Here is a 21,435-nt window from a genome sequence, read left to right as displayed (position 1 = left end):
CAGGATACGCATCGCCGCGAATTCATAACCGTTGCCTATGAGTTGAGACCCGGGCGGTCTTTCCCCTCTGCCATCTCCCGCTCCTAACGTGCTGACATGAGACTCGTCATCGCCGGGACCATGTCGCCCGGCACCACCGCGGTGCACTTCGCGGAACTCGCCGGCGCCGGGGGTCACCATGTACGCCGGCTCGACACCTATGACGAGGTCGGGCCCGTCCGCCGGGCGCTCACCGGCACCGACGCCGCCGTCCTCGTCCCCAAGCGCGGCGATGCCCGGGTGCACGCCCAGCAGGCCATGCGTACCCTGCTCGCCGCTGCCGCCGAACTCCCCTCGCCCCCGCGCATCCTGCTGGTCAGCTCCTTCGTCGTCGGCCATGGCAGGGCCCACCCGCTGAGCCGGGTCGACGCCACGCAGCTGCCCGCGAGGATCGCCTCCGAAGAGGATCTGCGCGCCGCCGGGCTGCCGTACACGATCGTCCGCCCCACCTGGCTCACCGACGATCCACCCGGTGCGCACGCCATCACCCTCACCCAGGATCCGCACGCCGACGGCATGGTCTCCCGCGCGGACATCGCGGTGGCACTGATCGCGGCCATCGAGAGCGGGAGCGCCGTCCGTACGACCTTCGGGCTGTTCAGCGAGCCGGGCACACCGCCTGCCGACTGGGCCGCCGCATACGCCCGCCTCCAGCCCGACGCCGCGCCCCACAAGGAACTCGTATGAAGCTGCCCGAGGCCCAGCACGCATGGGAACCGACCTTTCGTGCCGACGAGGAGGGCCGTCCGCTCGCCCCGCGGTTCCATCGGCTGCTCATGCTCGATGTCCTGGACCACCCCACCGCCGCGGACGCCGAGCGCCTCGAGGGTGCGCTCGCCGCCCTGGAGGAGCGTTTCCCGTACGGACCCGACGGACTGCTCACCTGCCTGGGCTGGGGATTCGGCTGGTACGCGCGGCACACCGCCGTCCGCTCCCCCGTACCCCGCGCCATCCCCATGGCGCGCTGGGAGAACCCGGTACTGGAGGACATCGACGCCTGTCTGCATCTGGCGTCCGACGACGAGGACCGCCTCACGGAGGTCACCGACGCGCTGTTCGGACCCGGCCCGCTGGACCAGCGCGTACGGCTGCGGATACGGGAGGTGCGCACCGGGTTTGTCGGGGGCGGGCTGCCCGCCGAGCGGCTGCCCGAGCGCGGGCTCTCCCCGAAGGCGCCGCTGCTGCTCGGCTTCCACTCGGGGCTGCGCGGCAACCAGGCGACCGAGGAGTCCATCACCGTCGCCGAGGGCCCGCTGGCCGGCGGCACCACCATGCATGTGAGCTATATCGAGCTCGATCTCGACAGCTGGTACGAGCAGGACCGCGACACCCGCAGCGCCCGGATGTACGCCCCCGGCATCAGCGCCGACGAGGCCGAAAAGCTGGTGGACGACGCACGCAGCGACGCGGACCGGCTGCCCGCGCTGGCCGGTGCGCACGGATCGGTCGGACATGCGCAGGCCACCGGCCGCGCCCGGCTCCACGGGCGTCCCCGGATCAACCGGCGGGATTTCGCGACGCTCGACCATGGTGCGCCCGGGACCCATTTCGTGTCCCTGCAGCGCACCATGGAGGACTTCAACGCCACCCGCGCGGTGATGAACGCGGCGGATGCGCGGGGGCATCACGGCGACATCGGGGTTCGCCGCAACAACGGCATCAACTCGGTGATGGAGGTACGGAGCCGGGCGACGTTCGCGGTGCCCCCGCGGGCCGCCCGGGCCTACCCGAACCTGGCGCCATAGCCCACTACTGACCGGCGGCCGCCCGCTCCGCGAAGACCTCGCGGGCGGCCGTGATGCCGTTGATCGCGGCGGGGAAGCCCGCGTAGACGGCCATCTGCAGAATGGTCTCGACGACTTCGTCCTGTGTGCCGCCGACGTTGAGCAGCCCGTTCACATGCACCTTGAGCTGGGGACGGGCCGTCCCCAGCGCGGTGCACGCGGCGATCGTCACCACCTCGCGGGCATGCAGGTCCAAGCCGCCGCGCGTGTAGATGTCGCCGAAGGAGAACTCCACGATGTAGCGGGCAAGATCGGGAGCGATGTCCTTGAGGCTCTCGATCACCGCCTCGCCGGCATGGCCGTCGATCTCGGCGAGCGCGTCCCAGCCGCGGTCGTAGCGCGACGTTTCGTCCTTCTCGCTGACCCCGTGCGGGGCCTCGTCGCCGTCGTCCGTGCGCTCCGCGAACACCGCCTTGGCAACATTGATGCCGTTGATGGCCGCCGGGAATCCCGCGTACACCACGACATGAAGGATCGCCTCGACTATCTCGCGCCGCGTCACACCGATATTGAGCGCTCCGCCGATATGGAACTTCAGCTGCGGTGCAGCATTCCCGAGAGCCGTCAGGGCGCCCACTGTCGCCAGTTGCCTCTGACGCAGGGTGAGTGAGGACCGCGCATAGATGTCGCCGTAGGGGAACTCCACCGTGAACCGGCCGAGATCCGGTGCGATGTCGGAGAAACTGTCGAGCACCGAAGGACGTTCCTCAGCGGCCAGTTGCTGAAGGATGGCCAACCCCGTGGTGTAGCGGTCCTTCTCGTTGTGGGACTCAACTGCCATGCCTGGGTGACTCCTTGTTCCATGGTCAGGACCTGAGCCGGCTCAGGACCGACGCCGGCTCAACTCCGGAAATTCCGGGTTCGTAGCCATGATCCCACCCTCGCCCCAGCGATTCTGGGGAATCTCCTGAATAACCACCGCTATCTTGTCGAGTGGCGCTCCGGTGACCTTGTGCGTGGCCTTCGTGATCTCCTCTATCAGCTCCTGGCACTTCTCGTCCGTCTGATTCGGCCAAGTGGTCACAGTGATGAACGGCACAGCCGCCGACCTCGATTCAATCCGTCGTTACAAATTCGTGAAATGCAGGCTTCTGGAGTTTCAACTGGGCGTGAATATCCCCGCCCAGACCGAACCAGCCGATGGCACCGCCGTAGTTCTGCTGATAACTCATCCACAGCACCACGACATTGATGATCCGGTTCGCTCCCGGTGTGCCGGGCGCCGGGAAGGGATGGGGCATGGTCGCGCGGTAACTTGCCCGGCCCTCCTCGTCGGTGACGAAGACATTGGGCACACCCAGTGGCCCCGGTCTGGTGGGACCGGCCGGGTCCAGGTCGTGCTGCCGCAGGGACATCACGGTGTAGAGGCTGCTGGGGACGAGCCCCCCGAACTCCATCCGGAACACGGCGCCGCGGCCGTCCTCGGTGAGCTCCACCTCCAGCTCCCCCTCCGCCTGGACCCATCGGCCGAGCGTGATCGGCTCGGTCACCTTGGGCCCGTCCTCCGGACGCAGATCGGGGATCGGCGCCTGATGCAGCGGATAGCTCGGCCGTACGATCTCGTTCGCGTCGGGGCGCTGCTCGGGCGCGAAGACCATCGGGTAGTTGTTGCAGGGCAGCGGGAGCGGCAGCGTATACAGCACCATGTCCCGGTCCGCCGGGTCGAGTTCGTCGCCGAGCTCGCGCACGACGGTGTAGGGGACCTGCTCGCCGAACGGCGGCAGCTCGCTCTTGGGGCTGACGATCGCCGATCCCCAGGACCGTTCGAGACCCCCTGAAGGTCCCTCCCGGTTGATCATGCCGATCACCACGAAGTCCCCGTCGGCGTCGACGATCTCACTGGGCGGATACGACGGCCCCTGGGTGGTGGGGCTGAGCCGGTAGGTCCCCGAACGGCTCATCGCGAACCGCTCCCTTCTGCTGTGTTGTCCCGGACCGCTGTGGTGTCCCGGAAGCCGAGTGCGGCGAGTGCGGCCGCGAGTGCCACGGAACCCGCACCGGTGGCCACCACGGCACCCCAGCCGCCGCCGGTCCACACGGGGCCGAGCGCGGCGCTCGCTGCGCTGCCCGCGAGCAGGCAGACGAGCATGTACATGGACGAGGCGGCGCCCCTCCGCTCCTCGGGCACGGCCCGCGCGAGCAGCACCAGCACGGCCGGCTGGCACGAGAAGACGCCGAGGAAGAGCAGCAGCATTCCGACCACCAGCAGCGCGGTGCCGGCCGCCGCCCCGAGCGCCGCGACACCGGCCAGCACCAGGCCAAGACCCAGCAGGACGACCTGGCGCGGCGCGATCCGGCTGCTCAGCCGTCCGGCCAGCGGTGCGCCCAGCACTCCGGTCAGACCGATCAGGCTGACCGTGCCGATCGCCCCGGCGCTGTAGTGGAAGGGGGCGCCCTGCAGCCGGTAGGTGAGGAAGGTGACGAGTCCGAGATACCCGAAGAACAGCAGCGCCCCGACCCCGAACAGCCGGACCACGGGCCCCTGTCCGAACATCCGCAGCGCTGCCAGATAGGCCTGCCCCACCGGCTTGCGGGCCCGTTGCTCACCCGCGCCCGGCGTCGGCAGCAGCCGCATCAGCACCGCGGTCACCACATTGAGCGCCGCGAGCAGCAGCACCGCCTTGTGCCAGTCCGCCCAGCCGGCGACAACCCCGGTGAACGAGCGTCCGAGGGTGATGCCGGCGACGGTGGCCCCGATGATCAGCCCGAAGAAGACGCCCACCAGACCGTCCGGCGCGATCCTCGGCATCAGCGCGATCATCGCGGCCGGTACCGCCGCGGCCGCGATCCCGGCCACGGCGAGCAGCAGCGCGAACGCGGTGAAGCCGGGGACCACCGCGGCAATGGCGATCAGTGCGGCGACCGTCACCGCCCCGGCCGCGCCCAGCACCTTGCTGCGGAAGCGGTCGGAGAGCGGCCCGAAGAGGAAGAACGACAGGGCGTACGCGAAGCTCGCCACGGTGAAGACGAACCGCGCGTCCTCCGGGCCGACATCGAGGGACGCGGCGATCTCGGGAAAGACCGGCTGCGTCATATAGATCGTGGAGACCGCGCAGCAGGTTGCGGCCGCGGCGATGACGGCCGCACGCCAGGACGCCGCCGTGGAACGCGCGGCAGCGGAGGAGGCTGTCTGTGCCGTGGTGACCATGTGGGATCCCTCCACCTACAGCGCCACCGAGGCGCCGCCGTCGACGGTGATCGAGGCTCCGTTGACCTGGGCGGCGCCGGGCGACACGAGATAGGCCACCGCCTCCGCGACATCGGCGGGCGTCGGCAGCGATCCGTAGGGCGTCTTGCCGAGGAAGTCCTGGCCCACCTGGTCGGGGCTGATGCCGAAGCGCTGCCCGAGGTCCGCGAGGGTCTGTGTCCACAGATCGGTGTCGGTCGCTCCCGGGTCCACGGTGTTGACCCGCAGTCCGCTCCTGCCCAGGTCGCGGGAGATCGCCTTGGCGAAGCCGCCGAGCCCGGCGTTGGCGACTGCGTTGATCACAAAGAGCGGATCGGGCTCGCGCCGGAACGAGCCGTTGATGAAGACGATCCGGCCGGCTCCCCGCTCCACCATGGCCCTCGCTACCGCCCTGGTGAGCCGTATCGCGCCGAAGAGCTTGCTGTTGACCGTGGTGTCCCACTGCTCGTCGGTGGACTCCAGGAGGGGCGCCACCGGTCCGTCGCCCGCCGCGTTCACCAGGACGTCGATCCGGCCGAAGCGGCCCACCACCCAGGCGATGCCCTCTTCGACCGACGCGGTCTCGTTGATGTCGAGCACCACGGCGGTGAGCTCGTGCGCAGCGTCGCCACTCTCGCCGAGCCGCCCGGCGATGCGCTTGCGGGCCGCTTCGAGCCGCGCCGCGTCACGTCCGAGCAGCACCACGTGCGCTCCGTCCGCGGCCAGCCGTTCCACGACCGCGCCGCCGATTCCGCCGGTGGCGCCGCTGACGACGGCCACATCCCGGCCCGTATCCCGCACCTCAGTCATGGGATCCCCTCAGTTCTCGACGCGGGCGTAGATCCGGGTGTAGAGCCCCCGGTCGGTGATGTACGTGTCCCCGGCCTGCTTGACGATGTCCTGGTACCGGGGGGAGGTGAACACCGCCTGGTAGACGTCGGGTTCGACGGAGAATCCGGAGACGAACAGCACGCCGGGCTCGGTGCTCAGCAGTGAGTGGTAGGCCAGGAAGACCTCGACCTCGTCGTGGGTGCGTACGACGTCGAAGATCGTGCGGTCCCGCCACTCCCGGTAGGCGTCGTACGCCGGCGGCTTCACCTCGACATGCCTCAGCTGGATGTACGGCGTGGCCGGCAGCGGCTCGTCGGTGTCCTTCGGAGCCTCGACGAATTCGACGACCTGGCGGCGGAAGTCCCCGGCCAGGGCAGGCGCGATCGTGGCGTAGAGCTCCCGGTGGGCAGCCTCGCGCTCGGCGATCTCCCCGAGGCCGCTGATGGGCGTCAGCTCCACCAGCAGGCCGGCGTCGTCGAGCGAGCGGTAGAGCACGGAGCCGCTGTGCCCGGAGGCCGCGTTGTGGGCGGCCCAGGCCGCGCCGGTCTTGTCGATCTCTTCGCTCTGCACCGGCACTTCGGTCACGAGCAACAGGCGTGCGGACACGAGGATTTCCTCCTGGAGAAGTGAAGTGGAGTGAAGAAGTGCAAGAAGTCAGGCGCTGGCCTCAAGGTGACCCTTGAGGGCCTTCTGGGCCTTGCGACGCTCAAGTACTGCGATTTTCTGGCGAGGGAATCCAGAGAAACCGACCTGTCCCGAAGCCGCCAGTTTTCCGCTCTGATACAGCTCGAAGTCGAGCTCGAAGTCGAGCTGCCGATCCGGCTTGTCGACCGACAGCTCACGCACGGTGCAGCGTATTTCTGCCGGGAGCGGGAAGAGGAAGTTCCCGAACGTCAGATTCACCGAGTTCCAGACGATGTAGAAATCGCTGAGAGGCCAGCGATTGCGGTACCCGCGCTCGAAGACACCGAGGAACAGCTGGCGCACCGCCTCGACGATGACCATGCCCTGGACGTGCTCGCCGGTCTGGTGGTCGAGGAGGAGTTCATTGTCGCCGTGCACCCGGATGTCAGCGGTGTAGCGCGCCTCGTCCAGCTGCCTCAGGCCCGCCAGCAAGACGTTGTTCTCGCTGTGTTTGTGCACTACATCGCGGCCTTCCGGGGCCACCTCCGGGCCGGTGAAGCGAATCCGGTCGGTCAGCTTGCGACGGTCGATGGCCTGCTGGACGTACGTGCGCTCGAAGCTGCCGACGCCCTGCCCCTCGTGCAGCAGGACCTCGCCGTCTCCGTCGTCGAACACGCCCTTGTTGATCTCCGCAGTCAGTCCGGAGATCGTGCGGACGTCGTCCGAGTGCACAAAGCCGGTGAAGCGGTCTGCGACCACCATGACGTGGGTGCTCATCTTCCGTTCCTCTCCCGGTAATTTCGGCGTAACAACCGCCCAGGAAGTACGTCATGGACATTAGTTTCCCGAATTCTCGCTCCACAACTGCCAGACCGGGGTGGCCGATCGGCTACGCCGCCCGATGTGACCTGCAAGCATCCCCTAGATATCCGTTGACGCCGGCCCACTTCGATGAATACTTTCGAAACCGGCTTCCATGAAATTCCCTATTTCCGACACCACTTGGAAGACTTTCGACGCGGCTTCGACAAGGGGAAGAATCGACATGGTTTCAGGACCGGAGAGTCAACCGGGCAATCAACTTCAGGGGCACCACAGGGCCGCCGTCGTCGCCGGTGTCGGCTCCTGGCTGCCGGCCAGAGTGGTCACCAACCATGACCTCTCCGCCGAACTCGACACCAGCGACGAATGGATCCGCAGCCGTACGGGCATCGCCCAGCGGCATGTGATCGACGAGGGGATGGCCACCTCGGACCTCGCCGTCGAAGCGGGTTTCCGTGCGCTGAAGTCGGCCGGAGCCTCGGACGTGGACGCGGTGCTGGTGGCCACCACAACGCCGGACAGGCCGTGTCCGGCCACCGCGCCCGATGTGGCGGGACGCCTCGGCCTCGGCCCCGTACCCGCCTTCGATGTGGCGGCCGTGTGCAGCGGATTCGTCTACAGCCTCGCCGTCGCCTCGGGCTTCATCGCCGCCGGCATCGCCGAGCGGGTCCTGGTCATCGGCGCGGACGCGTACTCGACCATCCTCGACCCGCAGGACCGCACCACCCGTGCGGTGTTCGGCGACGGGGCGGGCGCCGTGGTGCTGCGTGCGGGCACCGCGGACGAGGAGGGCGCGCTCGGACCGTACGACCTGGGCAGCGACGGGTCGCTCGCCGATCTCATCACGATCCCCGCGGGCGGTTCCCGCCAGCGCTCGGCCCCCGGGCAGAGCGTCGAACGGGCCGACCACTACTTCCAGATGCAGGGCAAGCGGGTCTACCGCAATGCCGTGGCCCATATGTCGCAGTCCGCGCGGCGGGTGCTGGCGAGCGCGGGCTGGAGCGCCGACACCCTCGACCATGTCGTCGCCCACCAGGCGAACCAGCGCATCCTCGACGCCGTCGCCGCCGAGCTGGACGTCCCGGGGGAGCGGGTCGTCTCGCAGATCGAGCGGGTGGGCAACACCTCCGCCGCCTCGATACCCCTCGCGCTCGCCGACGCGGCCGCGTCCGGCACTCTGCGGCCGGGGCAGCGCGTACTGCTGACGGCCTTCGGCGGCGGGCTGACCTGGGCTTCGACCGTACTGCGCTGGCCGGATGTCACCGCAGTCACCTCGTGACACCGACCCCTGAACGACCACACCGATGAGGAGAAAAGATCCATGAGCGACCTGTTGAGCCGGGTGACGGCAATCCTTCTGTCCACCTTCGAGCTCGATGCCGCCGCGCTGGCGGACAATCCGACGCTGGAGTCCCTGGAGTTCGACTCGCTGACCCTGGTGGAGCTCGCCACCGCCCTGGAGAACGAGTTCGGCACCCCGGTCGACGAGGAGGAGATCACCCTCGAGCACACCCTCGACGATGTGCTGAATCTGCTGGCGCAGAAGCTCTCCACGGCAGCCGCCACCACATCCTGAAGCACCGACATGCCGGATGGCCGTCCCCACCCCCCGGGACGGCCATCCTTTGTCGTGCGCTCAGCCCACCAGCCGCGCCAGATGACGTCCGTAGTCCGACGAACGCCCGTACGCGTCGATGCTGTTGGCCACGTCGTCCGCCCCGATGAACCCCATCCGGAACGCGACCTCCTCGATGCAGGCGATCTGTACCCCCTGCCGCGACTGCACGGCATGGACATAACCGGCCGCCTCGAAGAGGCTGTCGTGGGTCCCGGTGTCCAGCCACGCCGTACCGGAGCCCAGATTCACCAGCCGCGCCCTGCCCTGCTCCACATAGCGCCGGTTGATGTCGGTGATCTCCAGTTCACCGCGCGCGGAGGGCGACAGCTGAGCCGCGTACGAGACCACGTCGTTGTCGTAGAGGTAGAGCCCGGTGACCGCCAGGTCCGACTTGGGTTCGGCGGGCTTCTCCTCGATGTCGACCAGCCGGCCCTCGTCGTCGAGTACCGCGACGCCGTACCGCTGAGGATCGTCCACCTGGTAGCCGAAGAGAGTTGCCCCGTCGAGCTGTGCGACCTCCTTGCGCACAATGGTCGGCAGGTCCTGTCCGTGGAAGATGTTGTCGCCGAGGACCAGGCAGACCTGGTCGTCACCGATGAAGCGGCGGCCGAGCAGGAAGGCATCGGCGAGGCCCCGCGGTTCGTCCTGCTGGGCGTACTCGATCCGCACACCAAGACGCTCGCCCTTCCCGAGCAGCCGGTGGAAGTCCTCGCGGCTCTCGGGGGTGGTGATGATCAGGATCTCGCGGATCCCGGCCAGCAGCTGGATCGAGAGCGGGTAGTAGATCATGGGTTTGTCGTAGACCGGAAGCAGCTGTTTCGATGTCACCGAGGTCAGCGGCCGCAGCCGGGTGCCGGCGCCGCCCGCCAGGATGATTCCACGCATCAGCGATTCACCTTTTCTTCAGCGCCGTCCACCAGTCCTGGTTTTCCCGGTACCAGTCGATGGTGTCGGCGAGCCCGGAGGAGAAGTCGTGTCGCGGCTCATAGCCGATTTCCGCGCGTGCCTTCGACCAGTCCACGGAGTAGCGACGGTCGTGGCCTTTGCGGTCCTCGACATGCTCGATCATTTCCCGGCCCTGGCCGAGTGCGTCGAGGAGCAGATGGGCCAGTTCGATATTGGCCAGTTCCTGCCCGCCGCCGATGTTGTAGATCTCGCCCGGCTGCCCCTTCTCCACCACCAGCCGGATGCCGTGACAGTGATCGTCGACATGCAGCCAGTCGCGTACGTTCATTCCGTCGCCGTAGAGCGGCACCTTCTTCCCTTCGAGAAGATTGGTCACGAACAACGGGATGACCTTCTCGGGGAATTGGTACGGGCCGTAGTTGTTGGAGCAGCGGGTGATGCGTACGTCCATTCCGAATGTACGGTGGTACGCGAGGGCCAGCAGATCCGAGGACGCCTTGCTCGCCGCGTAGGGGGAGTTGGGGTTCATCGGATCGGTTTCGGGCCATGAGCCCCGTTCCAGGGAGCCGTAGACCTCGTCGGTCGAGACATGTACGAAGGTGCCGACGTCATGCCGCCGAGCCGCGCTGAGCAGCACTTCTGTGCCGAGCACATTCGTACGGACGAAGACCGAGGCTTCGGCGATGGACCGGTCGACGTGCGACTCGGCGGCGAAGTGCACCACGACGTCCTGGCCGGCCATGACCTCGTCGACCAGCTCCGGGTCACCGATGTCGCCGTGCACGAACGTCAGCCGCGGATCAGCAAGATGTGCCGCGATATTGCTCTTTCTTCCGGCGTAGGTCAGCTTGTCGAGCACGGTGAGCCGTTCCACCGCGCGCGCGGGCAGATCGCTGCCGAGGAGGCTGCGCACATAGTGCGAACCGATGAAGCCTGCCCCGCCGGTAACCAGAATGCGCATGGAATTCACCTGTCCAGCATTCGAGGACGAATGCCGACGACCCTGCCAGCGCCACAGACCGCCCGACAAGGCGATTCTGGGCTGCCCGTGAGGGCATGCACCAGACGGCTACACCCAAAGGGCTGATAATTGGCGGGCATTGACCGAGGGAAAATCGATTCCTTATGTTCGAGCAATGCGAATTCTGGCGACCAGTGCCCCCAACCAGGGGCATCTCTATCCAATGATTTCGACGCTGTGGGCATTGCGGAACGCCGGTCACGAGGTACTGGCCGCGCTGCCCGACAGGTTCGCGCGGCTGACCGCCGAGGCGGGAATCTCGTCCGTGGCGGTCGCCGAGGACTTCCGTCTCGGCGACCTCGGCACCAAAAGGGCCCAGCAGGGCTCGTCGATCGCCGAGTTGACCGACCACATCATCGACTACTACGTGCCCGCCACCGAGCGGACCGTGGACCGGACCGTGGCCGTCGCCGACACCTGGCGGCCCGACCTGATCCTGTGCACCGACTGGGAGTACGCGGCCCCGATCGCGGCCGGTCTGATCGGTGTGCCGACCGTCCTGCACGGCTGGGGGCTGCTGGCCGACCCCGCGGTCGACGAGCCGATCGCCGAGGCGCTGCGGCCGATCCGCCGCAAGTGGGGCCTCGGCGAGGAGGCGCACAGCCACTGGAAGATCATCGACAACTGCCCGCCGGAACTGCAGTGGCGGACCCCGCCGGCCAACGCCGTTCCCAGCCGGTACGTCCCCTTCAACGGGGCGGGTGTCATGCCTCAGTGGCTGTTCGAGCAGCCCGACGCACCGCGCGTGCTCGTCACCCTCGGCAACGCGCCGATCGGCGGCGACCACGCCAATGTCCTCCAGCGCACGGTGCAGGCGCTGACCGCCTTCGACCTCGATGTGGTCATCGCGGTCGGCGACCACATCAAGCTGGACCAGCTGGGCGAGCGCCCGGCACGCACCCGGCTGATCCACACGCTGCCGCTCTCGCAGGTGCTGCCGACCTGCACGGCGGTCATCCACCACGGCGGTGCGGGCAGCGCCATGGCCGCGACCGCCGCCGGCCTTCCTCAGCTCGGGCTGCCGCAGATGTGCGTCCAGTACCAGCATGCGGACCGGATCGCCGAGGTCGGCGCCGCCCGCGTACTGCACCCGGAGGAGGCGTCGGTGGAGGCCATCAGGGAATCCGTACGCAGCGTGCTGGAGGAGCCCGGCCTCCAGGAGGTCGCGTGGCGGCTGCAGAACGAGAACGCCGCACGCACCGGTCTCGACGAGACGGTCCGCCTGCTGGAGACGGCCTTCGAAGCCGAAGGCCGCTGACCGCGGTCAGTCCTGATTTCCCACCACACGAAGCGAAGGGGTCCAGTGTGACCAGCGCACCCGTGCAGACAGACAGCCGTGAAGAAGCCAAGGCCCAGCTCCTCGACGCCGTACGCAAGTTCCATCGCTCCACCGAGTCCGACCGGCCGTTCGTGCCCGGTGTGACCCCGCTGTACTCCTCAGGGCCGGTCTTCGACGACGAGGACCGCGTGGCGCTCGTCGAGGCCGCACTGGAGATGCGGATCGTGGCGAAGAAGACCGCGCAGGAATTCGAGAGCCGCTTCTCCAAGACCATCGGCGTACGCAAGTCGCACCTGGTGAATTCGGGCTCGTCCGCCAATCTGCTGGCGATCAGCGCGCTGACGTCCCCGCAGCTGGCCGACCGGCGGCTGGTTGCCGGCGACGAGGTCATCACGGTCGCCGCGGGCTTTCCCACCACCGTCAACCCGGTGCTGCAGAACGGTCTGGTGCCGGTGTTCGTGGACACCGAGCTCGGTACGTACAACGCGAGCGTGGACCGGATCGCGGCGGCGATCGGCCCGCGGACCAAGGCGATCGCCCTCGCCCACACGCTGGGCAATCCGTACGCGGCCCGCGAGATCGCGGAGCTGGCCGAGCAGCACGACCTGTGGCTCGTCGAGGACAACTGCGATGCCCTGGGCGCCCGTTACGACGGCCGGCTGACCGGTACGTTCGGCGATCTCTCCACGCTCAGCTGCTACCCCGCGCACCACATCACCATGGGCGAGGGCGGGGTGGTCTCCACGAGCGATCTGCATCTGGCGCGCATCGTCGAGTCACTGCGCGACTGGGGACGGGACTGCTGGTGCGCTCCCGGCGAGGACAACAAGTGCGCCAAGCGGTTCCGGTGGCAGCTGGGCACTCTGCCCGAGGGTTACGACCACAAGTACATCTATTCCCATGTGGGTTACAACCTCAAGGCGACCGACAGCCAGGCCGCGCTGGGCCTGACCCAGCTGGCCAAGCTGCCCGTCTTCATCGAGGCACGCCGGCGCAACTGGCAGCGGCTGCACGACGCGCTGGCGGACGTGCCGGGTCTGCTGCTGCCGAGCGCCACCCCGAACAGCGAGCCGAGCTGGTTCGGCTTTGTGCTCACCGTGCTGCCGGACGCCCCCTTCACCCGCCGTGAGCTGGTGGCCTTCCTGGAGGCGAGGAGCATCGGCACGCGTCAGGTCTTCGCGGGCAATCTGACCCGGCACCCGGCCTACCAGGGCACGAACTACCGCGTGGCCGGCGAGCTGACCAACAGCGACATCATCACCGAGCACAGCTTCTGGATCGGTGTGCACCCCGGGCTCACCGACGAGATGACCGACTACATGGCCCAGTCCGTGACCGACTTTGTACGCAGCAAGGGGCGTTGAGCCGTTCCGCAGTCCGGTCGGCCCTTGCGGTGGAGTGCGCTCCAACTCGTACGTTGACCGTCGGCGCACTCATCCACTCCCCCCAAGAGGTGGTCATGCGTTCCTTACTCCTGCCGAAGCTTCTCGTGGGCGGCCTGCTGGTGTCCTCCGTGGCAGCCTGCACGAGCGACGACGACACGGGGCGCACCGGCGCATCGCAGTCGCCGGGATCCTCCGCATCCTCCGGTCCCCCCACCCCGGGAGGCGGGACGGGCCGCGAGCCCGCCGCGAAGGCCCGGGAGGCCGGGAAGCCGAAATACACCGGCTTCTCGTCGCCGACCGGTCTGGCCTACGGCCGGGACGGCTCGGTCTATGTGTCCAACTGGTCGGCCGGCACGGTCGAGCGGATCACCCGCGACGGCAAGCGCTCCGTCCACGTCAAGGGTCTTGAGGCCCCCGCCGGTCTGGCCGTGGACCGGCGGGGCGCCCTCTACGTCGCCGACTACAACGCCGATGTCGTCTACCGCGCCCCGGCCGCGGGGAAGCTGGAGAGGTTCGCCTCCGGCTTCCACACCCCGACCGGCATCAGCTTCGACTCCCGGCAGAACCTCCTCGTCACCAACCGGGCGAGCAACGAGCTCATGAGCGTCTCCCCGGACGGGAGGAGCAGCAGGGTGGCCGACGGGCTGCGCACCCCGGTGGGTGTGGTCGAGGCCGCCGACGGCACGATCTATGTGTCGAATTACGAGGGTGGCGTGCTGTCCCGCGTCACGCGGGACGGGACCGTGGAAACCCACTCCGAGGACTTCGACGGACTCGGTGTGGGAATCGTCGCCGACAAGGCGGGTTCCGTTTTTGTCACCGACCGCACGGCCGGCGAGATCAAGCGGGTGGCCCGTGATGGCTCGATCACGTCCGTGCTGACTGGTCTGAGTTCGCCTGTGGCCCTCGGCATTGACGCCGAGGGCCACCTGGCAACAGCAACCTGGGGGGATTCCGCTTACTATGAGATCCCCTCTTAGCAGCTCCCTTGCACAAGACCTTCACAGAGGGTTGTCAGTTCATTTCGCGGGCTTTCACATAACGCTCGTAGAGGCCTTCACGCAGAGCCCTTGAAACAGCGAGCGTGCGATTGTTGCAGTCCATCTTTGCCAAAATATTGGCCACCAGGCGCTTCGCTCCGTGCTCGGATATCTGCAGCCTGCGGGCAATTTGCCTGTTGCTCAGCCCCTCGACCATGAGTACAAGTGCTTCCTGCTCCCGCGGGGTCAGCCTCAGCTGACCCCGCGGCGCGTCGTTGCGCCGGGTCGCGAGCAGGAGCAGATCCTGGGCGAGCTCAGGGGGGATGGGTACGTTACCCCCGGCAACAGAGGCCAGGGCCTTGTTCAGAGTGTCCTCGTTGATCCCGTCGATCTTCACAAACCCGGCCCTGATACCGGTCATATTGGGCAGCTCATCGAGATCGTCGTCCTCGATGAGCAGCATGATGCGGACTCCGCGATCCTCGTTCTGGCGTAATTCCGCGGCAACTGCGTCGTCGACCTCACTCAGCAGCGCGATGAGCAGGTCTCCGTCGTCGAGACCGTCAGTGAGCGCTCCGGCGAGCCCCGGCAGGGATCGGATCTCAACCTTCGGTGGCACTTGAAGCATTCGCTCGACGCCGTAACGCAGCAGTCCATTCCCGATTGCCACGACGACGCGCCGTACAGTGATCTCTCTTTCCTTAATTTCCGAGACGCCCAGCAAGACTACCCCCTGTTGCTTTGAAGCGCGCCGGCGGTCATCCGACTCCGGGCACAAGTCAAGGATACCGACGGGATTCAGCCATCCTATGTGATATAGCTCACCACCAACAAATTGAACACGATACAAAAGAAGTTCAGGAAATAACTACCGCACCGCATGCGCATACCCGAATGACCCGCCGGACGATTTCGTTAATAAATCGGCAACACAATGGGAAAGAAAGCGAAAAGAACCCCCGGACAGAAATACCCGGGGGTTAATCGAAGTGGAATTACCGCCTACATTTCAGCGGTCGGCCGCGCGGCGCGCAGGCGCGGGAGCGGACGACAGCACCGGCCAGCCCCGCTCCTTCGCGAGGGCGACCAGCGCCGGATCGACGTCGACGACATGAGGGTTCCCGACCTGCTCCAGCAGTCCCAGGTCGGACAGATGGTCGCCGTATCCATAGCAATCCGCAGGTGAGAGGCCGTGTTCGGTGATGGTGTCGGCCACCGCGGCACTCTTCGCCGCGCCGATCATCGGCTGGTGCACCTCGCCGGTGAGCAGTCCGTCCTCCGTGACGACGGGCTCGGTGCACAGGACGACGTCCGCAGCGATCTCCTCGGCAAGCGGCAGGAGAACACCGCGGAACGAGCCGGAGACAAGGCAGATCAGATCGCCGGCCGCACGATGCTCGTCCAGGGCGTCGAGCGTGGCTCCGACGAACGCGGTGGGCCCGGCGCGGTAGCCGGCGTACCACTCGCGGCCCGCTGCCGACAGCTCCCGCTGCGGTACGCCTTTGAAGAGCCGGTAGTAGGTGCGATTGATCTCGCTGCGGTCGACGTTGTTCGCGGCCATGGCTCTGATGTCCGCCATGATCCTGTCGTATCCGGACCCGGAGTCTCCGTTCTGAGCCATCCAGTGGCGCAGAAACGCGAACATGCTCTTGGTCGTGATCACCGTCTCGTCGGCATCGAAAAACGCCGAACGGCGCGCTGAAGTCATGGTGTTCCCCATCGCCAGTCATCGTCTGCCGCCGCCCCGGACGATCATGTCCGGCGGGCGGAGGGGGGACAAGGGCAGTTCGGGCTGCTCCTTCGGGCACACCGGACAGGCATGGCAGAGGCCCGGGCGTCACTCGCCCGGGCCTTGCCTTGTGACCTGCGGATCAGGGCCTGTGGATCAGGACCAGGTGATCAGCCGCTTCGGGTTCTCCAGGATCGCCGCGACGTCCGCCAGCACCTTGGAGCCCAGCTCGCCGTCGACCAGCCGGTGGTCGAAGGAGAGCGCGAGCGTGGTGACCTGGCGCGGCTTGACCTTGCCCTTGTGGACCCACGGCTGGAGCTTGATCGCGCCGACCGCGAGAATCGCGGACTCGCCGGGGTTCAGGATCGGCGTGCCCGTGTCGACGCCGAAGACTCCGACGTTGGTGATGGTCACCGTGCCGCCCTGCATGGCGGCAGGAGAGGTCTTGCCCTCGCGGGCCGTGGAGACCAGCTCACCCAGCGCCGCCGCCAGTTCGGGCAGCGTCTTGTCGTGCGCGTCCTTGATGTTCGGCACGATCAGACCGCGCGGGGTGGCCGCCGCGATGCCCAGGTTCACATAGTGCTTGAGCACGATCTCCTGGTTGGCCTCGTCCCAGGCGGCGTTGACCTCGGGGTTCCGCTTGATCGCGACCAGCAGCGCCTTGGCGACCAGCAGCAGCGGATTGACCCGCAGCCCTGCCATGTCCTTGTCGGCCTTGAGCTCCTCGACGAGCTTCATCGTCCGCGTCACGTCGAGCGTGATGAACTCCGTGACATGCGGCGCGGTGAAGGCGCTTGTGACCATCGCCGCCGCGATGGCCTTCCGTACGCCCTTGACGGGGATACGCGTCTCCCGCGCACCCGCCGCCACCGGCGCAGGCGCCTCGGCCAACGGCTCCGGAAGGGCGACGACGGGCGCCGTGGCCACCGCCGCGTGGACGTCCTCGCGGGTGATGATCCCGTCCGGACCGGTCGGGGTGACCGTCGTCAGATCGACGCCGAGGTCCTTGGCGAGCTTGCGGACCGGCGGCTTGGCGAGCGGACGGTCCAGCGTGACCGTGCCCGCGTGGCCGTTCAGCTCGCCCTGGACCGCCGCGGCGGCGGGCGGCGCGTAGTACGTGCTCGCGGGCGCGGCCTGGGGCTGCTCCGGGACCGGGGCCCCCTTGCGCGGGCGGCGCTTGGTGGAGGACTCGGCGACGCCGTAGCCGACGAGGACCGGCTGCCGGCCCTCCGGCTTCTTCTCCTCGGCCGGGGCAGCGACCGGAGCGGCAGCGGCCAGTGGAGCCGCCGGCTCCGCGGGCTTCTCCGGCTCCGAACCCGGGGCCACGTCCACGGTGATGATCGACGTGCCGACGTCGACCGTCGTGCCCTCCTCGAAGCGGAGCTCGTGCACCACCCCGTCGTACGGAATCGGCAGCTCGACGGCTGCCTTCGCGGTCTCCACCTCGCAGACGACCTGGCCGTCGGTGACGGTGTCACCGGGCTGGACGTACCACTTGAGGATCTCGGCCTCGGTCAGGCCCTCGCCCACATCGGGCATCTTGAATTCGCGGTAGCGAGACATGATCTAGGGGCCCTTCTCAGTACGCGAGCGAGCGGTCGACGGCGTCGAGTACCCGGTCCAGGCCCGGCAAGTACTCCTCTTCCAGCCTCGCCGGTGGGTACGGCGCGTGGAAGCCGCCGACCCTCAGCACCGGGGCCTCCAGATGGTAGAAGCACCGCTCGGTGATCCGGGCGGCGATCTCCGCGCCCGAGCCGTAGAAGACCGGCGCCTCGTGCACCACGACCAGGCGGCGCGTCTTCTCCACCGACGTCTGGATGGTGTCGAAGTCGATCGGGGACATCGAGCGCAGGTCCAGGACCTCCACCGACTTGCCCTCCTCGGCGGCCGCGGCCGCCGCCTCGACACAGACCTTCACCATCGGCCCGTACGCGGCGAGCGTGATGTCGGAGCCGGTCTGGACGGTCCGGGCCTTGTGCAGCGGGCCGGGGATCGCCTCGGTGTCGACCTCGCCCTTGTCCCAGTAACGCCGCTTCGGCTCGAAGAAGATGACCGGGTCGTCGCTCTGGATCGCCTGCTGGAGCATCCAGTACGCGTCGGAGGAGTTGGACGGCGAGACCACCTTGAGGCCCGCGACATGCGCGAAGAGCGCCTCGGGGGACTCGCTGTGGTGCTCGACCGCGCCGATGCCGCCGCCGTACGGAATGCGCACGACGACCGGCATCTTGATCTTGCCGAGCGCACGGGCGTGCATCTTCGCGAGCTGCGTGACGATCTGGTCGTACGCGGGGAAGACGAAACCGTCGAACTGGATCTCCACGACGGGCCGGTAGCCGCGCAGCGCGAGACCGATGGCCGTGCCGACGATGCCGGACTCGGCGAGCGGGGTGTCGATGACCCGGTCCTCACCGAAGTCCTTCTGCAGTCCGTCGGTGACCCGGAAGACGCCGCCGAGTTTGCCGACGTCCTCGCCCATGATCAGGACCTTGGGGTCGGTCTCCAGGGCCTTGCGCAGCGACTCGTTGAGCGCCTTGGCGAGGGGAAGCTTCTGTACGGCCATGGTTAGTTGCCCTCCTCGGCGAAGGACGCCTGGTAGGCGGCGAACTGCGCGCGCTCCTCGTCGACGAGCGCGTGCCCGTCCGCGTAGACATGATCGAACATGGCCATGTCGTCCGGGTCGGGCATGGCCCGCACCGCCTCCCGCACCCGCTTGGCGAGCGCGTCGCTCTCCTCGTCCAGCGCGGTGAAGTACGCCTCGTCGGCGTGCCCCTCGTTCGTCAGGTAGGTGCGCAGCCGAAGGATCGGGTCCTTGGCCTCCCAGGCCTGCCGCTCGTCGTCGTGCCGGTACTTGGTCGGGTCGTCCGACGTGGTGTGCGCGCCCATCCGGTAGGTGAACGCCTCGACCAGCGTGGGCCCCTCGCCGCGGCGGGCCCGCTCCAGCGCCCACCGCGTCACGGCGAGGCAGGCGAGTACGTCATTGCCGTCGACTCGGACGCCGGGGAAGCCGAAGCCCTGGGCGCGCTGGTAGAGCGGCACCCGGGTCTGCTTCTCGGTCGGCTCGGAGATGGCCCACTGGTTGTTCTGGCAGAAGAACACGACCGGGGCGTTGTAGACCGCGGAGAAGGTGAACGATTCGGCGACATCGCCCTGGCTGGACGCGCCGTCGCCGAAGTACGCGATCACGGCCGAGTCGGCGCCGTCCTTGGCCACGCCCATCGCGTAGCCGGTGGCGTGCAGCGTCTGCGAGCCGATGACGATCGTGTACAGGTGGAAGTTGTTGGTGGTGGGGTCCCAGCCACCGTGGTTCACACCGCGGAACATGCCCAGCAGATTGGTCGGGTCGACCCCGCGGCACCAGGCGACGCCGTGCTCGCGGTAGGTCGGAAAGACATAGTCGTCGTCGCGCAGCGCCCGGCCGGAGCCGATCTGTGCGGCCTCCTGGCCCAGCAGCGACGCCCACAGTCCGAGCTCGCCCTGCCGCTGAAGTGCGGTGGCCTCGGCGTCGAAGCGGCGGGTCAGGACCATGTCCCGGTACAGTCCGCGCAGCTCGTCCGGGCTCAGGTCGATCTCGTACTCGGGGTGCTCGACTCGCACCCCCTCGGGGGTCAGCAGCTGGACGAGCTGGGGCTCGGCACTCTGCGGCTTCTTCGCTGCGCTCGCGCGCTTGCTGGCGCGGCGCGGTTTGCGCGCGGCAGTGCTCTCCACGGTCACGTGCGTGCTCCTCCGTCGGTCCGGCCCCCGGGGTCCGCCGGGAAACCAGTGCGGCTCGCCTGTATCCGTACCTGTGCACGGGGTGGGTGCGACTCGGCCGGGATCAGGCGTGACAGGTGCCCCGGCGAGCGCCCTGCCAAAGGCACGTTACCCAGTGTGTCGCCTTACTGCGAAACCCCACTTGACCTGCGATTTTGCTTGGATTTCCAAGTAAATCGAGAAATGCGGGAACAACCACTGGTCACAGCCTTGCAGGCGCCGGAACACCGGCACGTTATCCCGGTCACCCCGGACACGGGAAGAGTAAATGTGTGAGACCACTTTCGCGCGCGAAGACGGGAAAATCGCAGCATTTCGCAAGAATCTGCGCGAAGTGGTCCGGCGTGGCGTGGCACAGCTCGCCACGGTGCACCCTCCGGATTATCTCCAAGAGCCGCCCATTGACCACGCTGCGTGATCTAACATCTGGCGAGTGCCGCGCTCATCTGCAACTGCCCCTCCCATCGGTCCACTGCTGAACCGCTACAAGGACCCGGGCGAACCACTCTCCTGCGAGCCCGTCACCCAGGGCCTCCTCAACCGCGGCTACCGGCTCGCCACCACCCGAGGGGCGTACTTCCTCAAGCACCATCTCGACGGAGACCGCGAGGCCATCACCCGCCAGCACCGTGCGACCAAGCGGCTCCAGACGCTCGGCGTGCCGGTCGCCCCGCCCCTCGAGGACGCCCACGGCGACACTGTCGCGGTGATCGGCGGGCGGTGCTACGCGCTGCACCCCTGGATCGACGGACGGCACCACGACGGCGCGCATCTGACCACCCTCCAGTCCCAGCGGCTCGGCTCGCTCCTCGGGCTCGTGCACACCTGTCTGGAGCAGGTCATGGACGTGGACGCCACCGAGGGCAGGCAGTACGAGAGCGCCGACCCGGAGGAGACGTTCGCGCTCATCGACGAACTGCTGGTGCTGGCCCGCCGGGCCCGTCCCCTGGACGCCTTCGACGCCCTGGCCGAACACCGCCTCCTGGAGCGGCGCCAACTGCTGGAGCGCCATGCCGCCCGCAGACCGCCGCCGGCGTCCGCGGGCGGCTGGGTGCACGGCGACTTCCACCCGCTGAATCTGCTCTACCGGGGCGGGGAGCCGGCCGCGATCGTCGACTGGGACCGGCTGGGGGTGCAGCCGCGCGCGGAGGAGGCGGTGCGGGCGGCGGCCATCTTCTTCGTCCAGCCGGCCGGGGAGCTGGAGCTGCCGAAGGTACGGGCGTATGCGCGGGCCTACCGGCGGGCGGCCGGCGCGGACGCGGCGGAGCTGACGGCGGCGGTGCACCGGGTGTGGTGGGAGCGGCTGAACGACTTCTGGATACTGCGCTGGCGCTACCAACTGCACGACCGAAGGGCCGACCCGCAGTTCCCTGCGGCGTCGGCCCTGGCAGTGTGGTGGACGAGCGAGTACGAGGCGGTGCGCGAGGCCTTCACGGGCTGAGCACTATCGAGCCCGCCGGGTTTGGGCGGCGCAGCCCCACACTTCAGCCCGTCCGGCGAT

Annotated in this window: 22 protein-coding genes; 8 read left to right on the top strand and 14 right to left on the bottom strand. The window is 68.0% G+C overall.

Annotated elements, in window-relative coordinates; all coding sequences use genetic code 11:
• Positions 1-96 precede the first annotated feature (96 nt).
• Entirely contained in the window at positions 97-726 is a 630-nt protein-coding gene (locus tag ACI2LP_RS16480) for an NAD(P)-binding oxidoreductase (protein ID WP_404725202.1), read from the top strand.
• Entirely contained in the window at positions 723-1,784 is a 1,062-nt protein-coding gene (locus ACI2LP_RS16475) for a hypothetical protein (RefSeq protein ID WP_404725201.1), read from the top strand. The genes ACI2LP_RS16480 and ACI2LP_RS16475 overlap by 4 nt, the downstream gene beginning before the upstream one ends.
• 4 nt (positions 1,785-1,788) lie before the next feature.
• Here ACI2LP_RS16475 and ACI2LP_RS16470 read toward each other — a convergent pair whose 3' ends face one another.
• The 7 genes from ACI2LP_RS16470 to ACI2LP_RS16440 are packed head-to-tail and all read right to left on the bottom strand — an operon-like array spanning position 1,789 to position 7,221.
• Positions 1,789-2,604 (bottom strand): carboxymuconolactone decarboxylase family protein, encoded by an 816-nt coding sequence (locus tag ACI2LP_RS16470; protein ID WP_404725200.1) that lies wholly within the window; start codon positions 2,602-2,604, stop codon positions 1,789-1,791.
• A gap of 42 nt (positions 2,605-2,646) precedes the next feature.
• Entirely contained in the window at positions 2,647-2,847 is a 201-nt protein-coding gene (locus tag ACI2LP_RS16465) for a 4-oxalocrotonate tautomerase family protein (RefSeq protein WP_404725396.1), read from the bottom strand.
• Between the two features lie 31 nt (positions 2,848-2,878).
• Positions 2,879-3,724 (bottom strand): hypothetical protein, encoded by an 846-nt coding sequence (locus ACI2LP_RS16460; protein WP_404725199.1) that lies wholly within the window; start codon positions 3,722-3,724, stop codon positions 2,879-2,881.
• Positions 3,721-4,971, bottom strand: coding sequence for an MFS transporter (locus ACI2LP_RS16455; protein ID WP_404725198.1), 1,251 nt, complete (start codon positions 4,969-4,971; stop codon positions 3,721-3,723). The genes ACI2LP_RS16460 and ACI2LP_RS16455 overlap by 4 nt, the downstream gene beginning before the upstream one ends.
• 15 nt (positions 4,972-4,986) lie before the next feature.
• A complete protein-coding gene (locus ACI2LP_RS16450) occupies positions 4,987-5,799 on the bottom strand; it encodes an SDR family NAD(P)-dependent oxidoreductase (protein ID WP_404725197.1) in 813 nt (270 codons plus the stop codon).
• 9 nt (positions 5,800-5,808) lie between these two features.
• Complete coding sequence (locus tag ACI2LP_RS16445) at positions 5,809-6,426, bottom strand: hypothetical protein (protein ID WP_404725196.1); 618 nt, start codon at positions 6,424-6,426, stop codon at positions 5,809-5,811.
• Between the two features lie 48 nt (positions 6,427-6,474).
• The gene (locus ACI2LP_RS16440; RefSeq protein ID WP_404725195.1) at positions 6,475-7,221 is read right to left on the bottom strand and encodes an AfsA-related hotdog domain-containing protein; all 747 of its coding nucleotides are present in this window, start codon (positions 7,219-7,221) and stop codon (positions 6,475-6,477) included.
• A 268-nt stretch (positions 7,222-7,489) separates the two neighbouring features.
• On the opposite strand from ACI2LP_RS16440, the gene ACI2LP_RS16435 reads away from it, so the two are divergent.
• Both ACI2LP_RS16435 and ACI2LP_RS16430 read left to right on the top strand, forming a co-directional pair.
• A complete protein-coding gene (locus ACI2LP_RS16435; protein WP_404725194.1) occupies positions 7,490-8,545 on the top strand; it encodes a beta-ketoacyl-ACP synthase III in 1,056 nt (351 codons plus the stop codon).
• A 42-nt stretch (positions 8,546-8,587) separates the two neighbouring features.
• Entirely contained in the window at positions 8,588-8,842 is a 255-nt protein-coding gene (locus tag ACI2LP_RS16430) for an acyl carrier protein (RefSeq protein ID WP_404725193.1), read from the top strand.
• A gap of 60 nt (positions 8,843-8,902) precedes the next feature.
• Here the strand turns inward: ACI2LP_RS16430 and rfbA are convergent, their stop codons facing one another.
• A complete protein-coding gene (rfbA, locus tag ACI2LP_RS16425) occupies positions 8,903-9,769 on the bottom strand; it encodes a glucose-1-phosphate thymidylyltransferase RfbA (protein WP_404725192.1) in 867 nt (288 codons plus the stop codon).
• Between the two features lie 7 nt (positions 9,770-9,776).
• Positions 9,777-10,751: a dTDP-glucose 4,6-dehydratase gene (rfbB, locus tag ACI2LP_RS16420; RefSeq protein ID WP_404725191.1), complete on the bottom strand. Its 975-nt coding sequence runs from the start codon at positions 10,749-10,751 to the stop codon at positions 9,777-9,779.
• 175 nt (positions 10,752-10,926) lie between these two features.
• On the opposite strand from rfbB, the gene ACI2LP_RS16415 reads away from it, so the two are divergent.
• The 3 genes from ACI2LP_RS16415 to ACI2LP_RS16405 all read left to right on the top strand — a co-directional run bounded on the left by ACI2LP_RS16415 (position 10,927) and on the right by ACI2LP_RS16405 (position 14,455).
• Entirely contained in the window at positions 10,927-12,069 is a 1,143-nt protein-coding gene (locus tag ACI2LP_RS16415; protein ID WP_404725190.1) for a nucleotide disphospho-sugar-binding domain-containing protein, read from the top strand.
• Between the two features lie 47 nt (positions 12,070-12,116).
• Positions 12,117-13,454: a lipopolysaccharide biosynthesis protein RfbH gene (gene rfbH, locus ACI2LP_RS16410; protein WP_404725189.1), complete on the top strand. Its 1,338-nt coding sequence runs from the start codon at positions 12,117-12,119 to the stop codon at positions 13,452-13,454.
• 95 nt (positions 13,455-13,549) lie between these two features.
• Positions 13,550-14,455: a serine/threonine protein kinase gene (locus tag ACI2LP_RS16405; protein ID WP_404725188.1), complete on the top strand. Its 906-nt coding sequence runs from the start codon at positions 13,550-13,552 to the stop codon at positions 14,453-14,455.
• Positions 14,456-14,489: 34 nt separating this feature from the next.
• Here ACI2LP_RS16405 and ACI2LP_RS16400 read toward each other — a convergent pair whose 3' ends face one another.
• From ACI2LP_RS16400 to pdhA, 5 genes are all read right to left on the bottom strand, one after another.
• Positions 14,490-15,179, bottom strand: coding sequence for a response regulator transcription factor (locus ACI2LP_RS16400; RefSeq protein WP_404725187.1), 690 nt, complete (start codon positions 15,177-15,179; stop codon positions 14,490-14,492).
• A 285-nt stretch (positions 15,180-15,464) separates the two neighbouring features.
• Complete coding sequence (locus tag ACI2LP_RS16395; RefSeq protein WP_404725186.1) at positions 15,465-16,163, bottom strand: HAD family hydrolase; 699 nt, start codon at positions 16,161-16,163, stop codon at positions 15,465-15,467.
• A 177-nt stretch (positions 16,164-16,340) separates the two neighbouring features.
• Entirely contained in the window at positions 16,341-17,747 is a 1,407-nt protein-coding gene (locus ACI2LP_RS16390; protein WP_404725185.1) for a dihydrolipoamide acetyltransferase family protein, read from the bottom strand.
• 16 nt (positions 17,748-17,763) lie between these two features.
• Positions 17,764-18,744 carry an alpha-ketoacid dehydrogenase subunit beta gene (locus ACI2LP_RS16385; RefSeq protein WP_360866876.1) on the bottom strand — a complete coding sequence of 327 codons (981 nt, stop codon included), beginning with the start codon at positions 18,742-18,744 and terminating at the stop codon, positions 17,764-17,766.
• Between the two features lie 2 nt (positions 18,745-18,746).
• On the bottom strand, positions 18,747-19,895 hold the full coding sequence (gene pdhA / locus ACI2LP_RS16380; protein ID WP_404725184.1) for a pyruvate dehydrogenase (acetyl-transferring) E1 component subunit alpha: 1,149 nt from the start codon (positions 19,893-19,895) through the stop codon (positions 18,747-18,749).
• 472 nt (positions 19,896-20,367) lie between these two features.
• Here pdhA and ACI2LP_RS16375 point away from each other — a divergent pair, with 472 nt between their 5' ends.
• On the top strand, positions 20,368-21,375 hold the full coding sequence (locus tag ACI2LP_RS16375) for a phosphotransferase (RefSeq protein WP_404725183.1): 1,008 nt from the start codon (positions 20,368-20,370) through the stop codon (positions 21,373-21,375).
• Positions 21,376-21,435: the final 60 nt, after the last annotated feature.

Source organism: Streptomyces sp. NPDC019890, from assembly GCF_044903445.1.
GTDB lineage: Bacteria > Actinomycetota > Actinomycetes > Streptomycetales > Streptomycetaceae > Streptomyces.
Note: the sequence above shows the minus strand (reverse complement) of the source record. Positions and strands in the feature narration are given on the sequence as shown.